This is a genomic window from Collinsella aerofaciens (assembly GCF_001404695.1).
GTDB lineage: Bacteria > Actinomycetota > Coriobacteriia > Coriobacteriales > Coriobacteriaceae > Collinsella > Collinsella aerofaciens_E.
On the sequence record NZ_CZAQ01000011.1, the window covers coordinates 52,205 to 62,396 of the forward strand.

Genomic DNA, 10,192 nt, shown 5'->3' on the forward strand with positions numbered 1-10,192 from the left:
ATTTGGTTATTGCGATATACCCCTTTGCAGCCTGGACGGGCGGCCGAGGGGTATATTTGCTTGCAAAGGGCTCGCGCGGAGCGGGCCATTCATCCATAGAGGAGGCACCCTTGAAGGCGGACACTCAAACCATCGACATCCTGTTGTTGGGCAGCGGCGGCCGTGAGCATGCTTTGGCAGCTAAGCTCGCAGCATCACCGCGCGCCGGCAAGCTCTACATCGCGCCGGGCAACGGCGGCACCGCGAGCTGTGGCGAGAACGTTGTTCTCGACGATTGCGATCCTGCGGCCGTGGCGGCGTTTGCGCAGAGCCACGGATGCGGACTCGTGGTAATTGGCCCCGAGGCTCCGCTCGTGGCGGGCGTGGCCGACGCCGTGCGCGCGGCGGGTATTCCCTGCTTTGGCCCAGGTGCCGAGGGCGCCCAGATGGAGGGTTCCAAGCTGTTCTCCAAGCAGCTCATGGAGCGTGCGGGCATTCCGACGGCAGCCTATGGTTCGTTTACCGACGAGGCTTCGGCTCTCGCCTACGTGCGCGAGCAGGGCGCTCCGCTGGTCGTGAAGGCCGACGGCCTTGCCGCGGGCAAGGGCGTTATCGTGGCGACCGAACTTGAGCAGGCCGAGGAGGCCGTGCGCGAGTGCTTTGGCGGCACCTTTGGCGATGCCGGCAACACCGTGGTTATCGAGGAGATGCTCGTTGGTCCCGAGTGCTCGCTGCTCGCCTTTACCGACGGCAAGACCGTGCGCCCCATGGCCACCTCGCAGGACCACAAGCGCGCCCTCGAGGGCGACAAGGGCCCCAACACCGGCGGCATGGGCGTCTACAGCCCGGTGCCCATCGTGACCGACGAGGAGCACGCCACCATGGTGAAGGTCATGGAGCAGACCGTTGCCGAGCTCGCTGCCGAGGGCATCGACTACCGCGGCTGCCTGTATGGTGGCTTTATGCTCACGCCTGCCGGCCCCAAGGTGCTGGAGTTCAATGCCCGCTTTGGCGACCCCGAGACGCAGGTCGTGCTGCCGCGCCTTAAGAACGACCTGGTTGAGGTCATGCTCGCCTGCGCCAACTGCGAGCTCGATCAGATTGAGCTCGACTGGCGTGACGAGTGGGCTGTGGCAGTTGTCCTGACGAGCGCGGGCTATCCCGGCAGCTACGAGAAGGGCAAGGTCATCACCGGTATCGCCGATGCCGAGGTCATGGAGAACGTGACCGTGTACCACGCGGGCACTGCCGTGGTGGACGGCCAGCTCGTGACCAATGGTGGCCGCGTGCTTGCCGTGACCGCTCTGGGTGACACGTTCGAGAACGCTCGCAACCTTGCCTACGAGGCCTGCGAGAAGATTGATTTTGAAGGCAAGACCCTGCGCCACGACATCGGCCTGCGCGCGCTGCGCGGCCGCGACGCCTGGGATGCCTAAAATCCGAGAGGAATGAGACGGATGGACGAGAAGAACGAAGAGCTCGTGGATGCGCAGATCGTTGAAGAGGACAGCCGCATGTATGGGCACGCCGAGGGCGAGCCTGGCGGCGAGGTCGCTGACGAGCCGGCGCTGGTGCTGGGTGACGACGACCCGCACGATGCCGAGCTGCACGAGAAGATTCTTTCGGAGGAGTGCGCCTGGAAGGGCAAGATCCTCGACGTCCACCGTCTTGAGGTTGAGCTGCCCAACGGTCGCCGCAGCGCCCGCGATATCGTTCGCCATCCGGGTGCGGCGGCCGTTGTGGCGCTGACCGAGAGCGGCAAGATCGTACTGGTGCGTCAGTACCGCACCGCTATCGACCGCGTGACGGTCGAGATTCCCGCCGGCAAGCTCGATCCAGGCGAGGACCCGCTCGATTGCGCCAAACGCGAGCTGCATGAGGAGACGGGCTTTAGGGCTGGTCGCATTCGCTTTTTGACGTCGATTGTCACGTCCTGCGGTTTTTGCGATGAGATCATCCACATCTACTTGGCTACCAAGCTCGAGTTTGATGCGCCCAACCCCGATGATGACGAGTTTGTCAACGTGGACCTGGTGCCGCTGCACGAGCTGATCGACGCCGTGCTCGACGGCAAGATCGAAGACGCCAAGACCGTCGTGGGCGCCTTGGCCTGCGATAGCATCGCGCATCGCCTTGGGGGTGCGGAGCTCTAGGTTACGCGGTTTTACCAAACCGCGTAACGAGTCGACGCTGCAAACGCCCCTAAGCGGCAATCTGCCTTTCAATCGTCGCTCGCGTACCGAAGTACGCGTCGCTCCTCTTTCAAGGCACCTTGCTCGCTTAGGGACGTTTTCGCTGACGCTGCCAGAACATCGGCGTTATGCTTGTTGGGACGCTTTGTTTTCAGCCTGACCGGTTCAACCGGATTTCTCACGCTATTTATTTCTCTTCGAGGATTGCATGTTTAAAAGGTTTCTCTCGTATTACGAGCCCCAGATGGGGCTTTTTGTTGCCGATACTGTTTGTGCTCTGGTGCTTGCCGCCATTGACCTGGCGTTCCCCATTATCCTGCGCAATTTGACCGGTGGGCTCTTTACTCAGGGTCAGGCTGTCATTATGCAGGCGCTCGGCATGATTGCGGTGGGCTTGGTGCTGATGTATGCCGTCCGCTGCGCCTGCCGCTATTTTGTGAGCTATTGGGGTCACGTGATGGGCGCGCGTATGGAGTCCAAAATGCGCGAGGACCTGTTTGACCAGTATGAGCGCTTTAGCTTTGCGTACTTTGACCGCAACAGCTCGGGCGATATGATGAGCCGCGTGGTCAACGACCTGTTCGATATCTGCGAGGCGGCACACCACGTGCCCGAGTGGATCATCATCTGCGGCATCGAGATTATCGGCTCGTTTGTGATCCTCTTTACCATCGCCCCGGTGCTGGCGCTCGCTATGGCCGTGGTGACGGCGGCGTTTGCGGTCATCATGTTTTGGCAGAACATGCGCATGCGCGAGGTCTTTAGCGACAACCGCAAAAAGATCAGCGGCATCAATGCGCAGCTGCAGGATTCGCTGGCGGGTATGCGCGTGGTCAAGAGCTTTGCCAATGAGGAGACCGAACGCTTCAAGTTCCGCGCCTCCAACAATCGCTATCTTTCGTCCAAGGAGAACATGTATCACGCCATGGGCGTCTATACTGCGACGTATGGCCTGCTCTCGGGTGTGCTCTATGTGATCGTGGTACTGCTGGGCGGCTGGCTGGTCGCCCAGGGACAGCTGCAGGCGGTCGATATGGCGACCTTTGCACTCTATATTTCGCTGTTCTGCACGCCGCTCGAGACACTCGTCAATTCGGCCGAAACGTATCAGAAGGCTATCGCCGGCTTTAAGCGTATGGACGAGGTGCTCTCGACCGCGCCGGATATCCAGGACAAGCCGGGCGCCACGGATCTGCAGGTGACTGCCGGCGCCGTGGATTATCACGACGTGTGCTTTAACTACGAGGACGTTGAGCTGGGCGAGGGTGATGCCGACGAGCGTCCCGTTATCGACCATATGAATCTGTCCATCAAGCCCGGGCAGACCATCGCTTTGGTTGGCCCTTCGGGCGGTGGCAAGTCCACGACCTGTTCGCTGCTGCCGCGCTTTTATGACGTGGCTGCCGGATCCATTAGCATCGACGGCCAGGACGTGCGCGATGTGACGCAGCAGAGCCTGCGCCGCGCCATCGGCCTGGTGCAGCAGGATGTCTACCTGTTTGACGGAACAATCGGCGAGAACATCGCCTACGGCAAGCCGGGCGCTACGGCAGAAGAGATCGCCGAGGCCGCCCGTCGCTCCAACATCGATGCCTTTATCGAGTCGCTTCCACAGGGCTATGACACGGTCGTGGGCGAGCGCGGCAGCCGTCTTTCGGGCGGCCAAAAGCAGCGCGTTGCCATTGCGCGTGTGTTTCTCAAGAACCCCAAGATCCTAATTTTGGACGAGGCGACGAGTGCTTTGGATAACGAGAGCGAGGAGGCGGTGCAGGAGTCACTCGAAGAGCTGGCACGCGGCCGCACCACGATTATCATCGCCCATCGTCTTTCGACCATTAAGCATGCCGATGAGATTGCGACCGTTGAGCATGGTCGCGTTGTGGAGCGTGGCACGCACGAGGAGCTTCTCGCCCGTGGCGGCACCTATGCCCGTTACTATCGAATGCAGTTCGAAGGTGCGCGTGCGCACGAGCTCGACTGATTGATATGACAGGAAGTTTATGGCTGACAAGAACCCTTTGACTCCGGAAGAAGTGACGGAGTTATTCTCCGAAATCGATGCATCCGGTGTCTTGGATCCCACGCTTGCCAAAAAGCGAACCGAGCGCATGCGTGAGAAGGAGGCTGCGGCCAAGCGCGGTGACAAAGCGGCGCTAGCGCAGCTGCGCAGCGAGGACCGCGCGAGCCAGGCAAAACATATCGACCCGCTGTCCGAGGACGATCCTTCGGGCTCGCAGGTGAGCCATACCATTACGAAGACCGCGATGGCCGTGGTCATCGGTATTCTGGTGCTGATCGTGGGCATGCAGATCGGCTACGGCGTGATGCGCCGTCTGAATACCGCCAACCTGTCCGAGAGCGTTTCGGTGGATACCGTCTCGACCGCGCTCAAGGGTGGACTCGAATGGGGCAACGGCTTTACGCAGTTCCCGCTTGATTTTTCTGTCGACGAGGCCGATGAGCGCACGGGCACGGTTGAGGTGACGGTGTTGGACACGTCGTCTGCCAATGAGCTCGAGCTGCTGTCCAACGGGCAGATCCAGGCCGCGGCGCTTGCGACCAACGCCCTGCTCAACGACAAGATTGACCGCGTGGTGTATAACGTTCACGCCTATATCGACGAGGATAGCAACATTCAGCACGATTCCTTTTTTGGCATGTTCCCCGCGCGGGGTCATCAGAGCGCCATTTTGACGTTTGTGTGGACCAAGAGCTCATCCAACGCCACGAGTATCGACTGGAAGATGCGCATCGTAAGCATGGACGACACCATTGCCGAGCGCATTCAAAAACAGGTGAACTCGGTTTCGTCGCTGATCGAGGACCCGGTGGTGAGCCAGACCAAGATTGACGAGGAAAAGGCCGAACGTGACCTGGAGCATCGTCTGCATGGCCGCGAGATTTTCCGCGGCGGCAAGCCCGATCGTTCACCGTCCGATCTGCTGGAACAGGACAAGAAAAAATAAGACGCCATCATCCCGTGTGAGCCACAAGCCCCGCGGGATGATTTTTAATCCCCGTCCCAGAAAAATCATTATGCATAGAAAGTCATAATTATCATTTCGTAAACATTTCGATGAAATTAACGCCATGAGGCATGCTTGCGGTTACAATACCGCGAGGCCTAACTACACACCTTTAAGCCGGTCCTGTGAGACCGGGAAGGAGAATTATGGCGAACAACCATACCGCGGGCGCTGCCGCCCGCACCTTCGCGCCCAGCGAGCTTTGCCAGCATATGCTGGCCAAAACCAGCAAGGGCACCTGCGGTCCCTGTATCCTGTATCTTGAGGATGGGACCATTTTTTATGGACGTGCATGCGGCGCCGAGGGCACCGCGACCGGCGAAGTCTGCTTCAACACCTCGCTTGAGGGCTACTTTGAGGTCATGACCGACCCGAGTTATGCCGGCCAAATTGTAACCATGACCTATCCGCAGATCGGCAATTACGGTATCGACGAGACCGATGTCCAGTCGGCCTTCCCCGGCGACGCCGTGCGCCCTGCGAGCGCTCCGGCTATGCGCGGCATGATCGTTCGCGACATGTGCGCCACGCCTTCTAACTGGCGCTCGGCCGTCAGCGTGCCGGAGTACCTGCGCGCTCACGGCATCGTCGCTATCGAGGGTGTCGACACCCGCGCTCTGGTGCGCCATCTGCGCGACAATGGTTCCAAGATGGGCATTATCTCGACAGAGATCTTCGACGTCGACGAGCTCGCCGAGCGTCTGGACGCAGCGCCCACGCTGGTGGGCGAGAACCTGGTCAAGACCGTGAGCTGTCCCGCGCCTCACGAGTTTGTGGCCGCCGACCTGCCTGCCACGCATGGCTTTGCGCTTGCGGCTGCCGCTCCTGCCCGTCACAAAGTGGTCGCCTACGACTGCGGTGTGAAGCGCGGTATTCTGGAGGGCCTGGTCCGTGCCGGCTGCGACCTCACCGTCGTGCCGTGGGATACGCCCGCCCAGCAGGTGCTCGACATGAATCCTGATGGCGTCTTTTTGTCCAACGGCCCCGGCGACCCCGATGCCGTGGTGGAGACCTACGAGCAGGTGCAGCAGCTGATCGGCAAGGTGCCGGTCTTTGGTATTTGCCTGGGTCACCAGATGATCAGCTTGGCCTGCGGCGCCCAAATGGAAAAGCTTAAATTCGGTCACCGTGGCGGTAACCAGCCGGTTATGAATCTGGTGAGCCGTCGCGTGGAGATCACCGCGCAAAACCACGGCTTTGGCCTGCTGTTCCCCAGTCTGGGCAAACTGATTCCGGAGCTTTCCGGCGGCGAAACCGAGCATGCGGCCGATGGCGACCTGCGCGCCTGGGTGCGCCGCGGTATCGCGCCGGTCGTGATGAACGAGCGCTTTGGCCGCATTCGCCTGACACATGTGAACCTCAACGACGGCACCGCCGAGGGCATCCAGCTGCTCGACGCCCCGTGCTTCTCGGTCCAATACCACCCCGAGGCTTCGCCCGGCCCCACCGATGCCCACTATCTCTTTACCGCCTTTACGCGACTCATGGACGGCGAGGAGAACTACCTGGACATCGACACCGCGAAGGACCGCCTCGCCGGCTGGAATTTCGCCGAGTCCGAGAACGCTGCGACCGAGGAGAACTAACATGCCTAAACGTACTGACATCAAGCGCATCCTCGTTATTGGTTCGGGCCCTATCGTCATTGGCCAGGCCTGTGAGTTCGACTACTCCGGCGCACAGGCCTGCAAGGTGCTCAAGGAGGATGGCTTTGAGGTCATCCTGGTCAACTCCAATCCGGCGACCATCATGACCGACCCGGGTCTTGCCGACCGCACCTATGTCGAGCCCATCACCGCCGAGTTTATCGAGCGCGTAATCAAGAAAGAGCGCCCGGACGCGCTGCTGCCCACGCTGGGCGGCCAGACCGGTCTGAACGCCGCCGTCGAGCTGGCAAAGGACGGCACGCTCGACAAGTACGGCGTCGAGATGATCGGCTGCGACCTGGCCGCTATCGAGCGCGGCGAGGACCGCAAACTCTTTAACGAGGCCATGGCCGAGATCGGCCTGGAGGTTGCGCGCTCGGGCTATGCCTACAGCGTGGCCGACGCCGAGGCTATCGCCGAGCGCGTGGGATATCCCTGCGTACTGCGCCCGAGCTTTACCCTCGGTGGCGCCGGCGGCGGCATCGCGCATACCCACGAGGAGCTCGTCTCCATCGTGAGCCAGGGCCTTGAGCTCTCGCCTGCCCACGAGGTGCTGGTCGAGGAGTCCATCGAGGGCTGGAAAGAGTACGAGATGGAGGTCATGCGTGACCACGCCGGCAACGGCATCATCGTGTGCTCCATCGAGAATCTCGACCCCATGGGCGTGCATACCGGCGACTCCATCACCGTGGCGCCGGCGCAGACACTAAGTGACCTTGAGTACCAGCGCATGCGTGTCGCCTCGCTCGCCATCTTGGAGAAGATCGGCGTCGAGACCGGCGGCTCCAACGTGCAGTTTGCCGTGAACCCCCAGACCGGCCGCCTGATTGTCATCGAGATGAACCCGCGCGTGAGCCGCTCGTCCGCACTGGCCTCCAAGGCCACGGGTTTCCCCATCGCCAAGGCCGCCGCGCGCCTGGCCGTGGGCTATACACTCGACGAGATCGTCAACGACATCACCAAGGCAACGCCCGCCTGCTTTGAGCCCACGATCGACTACTGTGTGGTCAAGGTGCCGCGCTTTGCCTTCGAGAAGTTTAAGGGTACCGACCCCACGCTCACCACGCGCATGAAGGCCGTGGGCGAGATTATGGCGATCGGCCGCACCTTTGAGGAGGCCTTCGGCAAGGCCATGCGCTCACTGGAGGACGGTCGCCAGGGCATCTGCGCCGGTGGCAAGGAGGGTGCCGACAAGCTGAGCGACGATGAGCTCGCTCAGGCCGTGGCAACCCCGACCGAGCACCGCATCTTCTTTGTGGTCGAGGCCCTGCGCCGTGGCTGGGACATCACCCACATCCATGCCATCTGCGGTATCGATCCGTGGTACCTCAACCGTATCAACGACATGGTGCAGGTCCAGGAGAGCATCCGCGGCCTGCGTGTGGAGGATATCGACGCCGACGCGATGCGCCTGCTCAAGCAGTACGGCACGAGCGACGCCGAGATTGCCGCGCTGACCGGCTCGGACGAGCGCTTTGTGCGCGCCTATCGCAAGGGTCTGGGCGTGGTTCCCAGCATGAAGACGGTCGATACCTGCGCTGCGGAGTTTTCGAGCGCCACGGAGTACCACTACAAGACGTACGAGAACATCTACCGCACGAGCCCGGATGCCAAGAAGTGCGTGGCTCCCGACGAGACCACGCCGGCGGACAAGCCCAAGGCGATGATCCTGGGCGCCGGCCCCAACCGCATTGGCCAAGGTATCGAGTTCGATTACTGCTGCGTGCACGCGAGCTACGCACTGGCGGCTCGCGGCTTCGAGACCATCATGGTCAACTGCAACCCCGAGACCGTTTCGACTGACTACGACACCTCGGACCGCTTGTACTTTGAGCCGCTCACCTACGAGGACGTCATGGACGTTATCGATGTCGAGCGCCCCGACGGCGTCGTGGTGACGCTCGGCGGCCAGACTCCGCTTAAGCTGGCGCGCATGCTCGAGGAGAGCGGCGTGAACATTATGGGCACCAAGCCCGATGCCATCGACTTTGCCGAGGACCGCGAGCGCTTCGCCGCTCTGCTCGACAAGCTGGGCATCATGTACCCGCCGGCGGGCCAGGCGACCTCGTTTGAGGAGGCCGAGGCCGTGGCCGCGCACATCGGCTATCCGCTGCTGGTGCGCCCGAGCTATGTGCTGGGCGGCCGCGGCATGATGATCGCCTACGATGCCGAGCATCTGCGCGATTACATGGCAGAGGCTGCGCGCATCAGCCCCGACTACCCGGTGTATCTGGACCGCTTCCTGGAGGGCGCAATCGAGTCCGATGTCGACGCCCTGTGCGATGGCGAAGAGGTATACATCGGCGGCATCCTGGAGCATATCGAGGAAGCCGGTATTCACTCCGGCGACTCCGCGACCTGCATCCCGCCGTTCAGCTTTAGCGAGAGCCTGCAGGCGAAGCTCCGCGAGATCACGCGCCGCATCGCGATGGCGCTGGGAGTCCGCGGTCTGGTCAACGTGCAATATGCCATCAAGGGCGAGACCGTCTACGTGATCGAGGCCAACCCGCGCGCCAGCCGTACCGTGCCGTTTATCTCCAAGGCCACCGGTGTGCCGCTGGCCAAATGCGCGGCGCGCATCATGGCAGGCGATTCCATCGCGAGCTTGGGCCTGCCGAGCGACGAACGTCAGCTGGACTGGTTCTGCATGAAGGAAGCCGTCATGCCCTGGGGTCGTTTCCCGGGCGCCGACGTCATCCTGGGGCCCGAGATGAAGTCGACGGGCGAGGTCATGGGTATCGCCAAGAGCTATCCCGAGGCATACGCCAAGACGCAGCTGGCGATCGACTACAAGCTGCCCGACCCGAGCGCCGGCAAGGTGTTCATCAGCGTGTGCGACCGCGACAAGCGCCACATCCTTTCGGTCGCGCGTATCCTGCGTTACCTGGGCTTTGATATCTGCTCCACCGAGGGTACGGCGCGCGTGCTGCGTGGAGGCAACGTGACGTGCGAGATCGTGGAGAAGATTAGCGGCCCGCACGACGGCGAGCGCCCCAACATCGGCGACCTCATCGCCGATGGCAAGATCGCGGTGATCATCAACACGCCGTACGGTCCGGGCTCGCGCGGCGACGGCTATCTGCTGCGCACCGAGGCAGTGCGACGCGGTGTGACCTGCGTGACCGCGATGTCTGCGGCCAACACGTACGTGAGTGCCATCGAGGCGGTGCGCGAGGACCAGCAGGGTCACGGCAGCGCCAACGACATGGGCATGGACGTCATCGCCCTGCAGGACCTGCCGCAGCACACGGTGTAGTGTGACCTGGTCGGCCGGGGCGGGAGGGGCCGAGATTTCCCCCTTTCGCTCCGGCTGCAAGCAGAGTCGCTCAGGAGGAAACTCGGCCCCTCC

At 62.0% G+C, this 10,192-nt stretch carries 6 protein-coding genes; all 6 read left to right on the top strand.

What is annotated here, in order from left to right; genetic code table 11:
• Positions 1-110 precede the first annotated feature (110 nt).
• The gene (purD, locus tag AQ996_RS04325; protein WP_055251354.1) at positions 111-1,415 is read left to right on the top strand and encodes a phosphoribosylamine--glycine ligase; all 1,305 of its coding nucleotides are present in this window, start codon (positions 111-113) and stop codon (positions 1,413-1,415) included.
• A gap of 21 nt (positions 1,416-1,436) precedes the next feature.
• On the top strand, positions 1,437-2,132 hold the full coding sequence (locus AQ996_RS04330) for an NUDIX domain-containing protein (protein WP_172622467.1): 696 nt from the start codon (positions 1,437-1,439) through the stop codon (positions 2,130-2,132).
• Positions 2,133-2,379: 247 nt separating this feature from the next.
• Positions 2,380-4,152, top strand: a complete 1,773-nt coding sequence (locus tag AQ996_RS04335) for an ABC transporter ATP-binding protein (RefSeq protein WP_055251356.1) — start codon at positions 2,380-2,382, stop codon at positions 4,150-4,152.
• Between the two features lie 19 nt (positions 4,153-4,171).
• Positions 4,172-5,137, top strand: coding sequence for a hypothetical protein (locus tag AQ996_RS04340; RefSeq protein WP_055251358.1), 966 nt, complete (start codon positions 4,172-4,174; stop codon positions 5,135-5,137).
• A gap of 206 nt (positions 5,138-5,343) precedes the next feature.
• Positions 5,344-6,783: a glutamine-hydrolyzing carbamoyl-phosphate synthase small subunit gene (gene carA, locus AQ996_RS04345; RefSeq protein ID WP_055251360.1), complete on the top strand. Its 1,440-nt coding sequence runs from the start codon at positions 5,344-5,346 to the stop codon at positions 6,781-6,783.
• Position 6,784: 1 nt separating this feature from the next.
• Entirely contained in the window at positions 6,785-10,099 is a 3,315-nt protein-coding gene (gene carB, locus AQ996_RS04350) for a carbamoyl-phosphate synthase large subunit (protein ID WP_055251362.1), read from the top strand.
• The last annotated feature ends 93 nt before the right edge of the window (positions 10,100-10,192 follow it).

Excerpts from the sequence above, each read along its gene's own strand:
- AQ996_RS04330 (WP_172622467.1), top strand. The coding sequence starts at position 1,437 with ATGGACGAGAAGAACGAAGAGCTCGTGGATGCGCAGATCGTTGAAGAG.
- AQ996_RS04335 (WP_055251356.1), top strand. The coding sequence starts at position 2,380 with ATGTTTAAAAGGTTTCTCTCGTATTACGAGCCCCAGATGGGGCTTTTT.
- AQ996_RS04340 (WP_055251358.1), top strand. The coding sequence starts at position 4,172 with ATGGCTGACAAGAACCCTTTGACTCCGGAAGAAGTGACGGAGTTATTC.
- carA (WP_055251360.1), top strand. The coding sequence starts at position 5,344 with ATGGCGAACAACCATACCGCGGGCGCTGCCGCCCGCACCTTCGCGCCC.
- carB (WP_055251362.1), top strand. The coding sequence starts at position 6,785 with ATGCCTAAACGTACTGACATCAAGCGCATCCTCGTTATTGGTTCGGGC.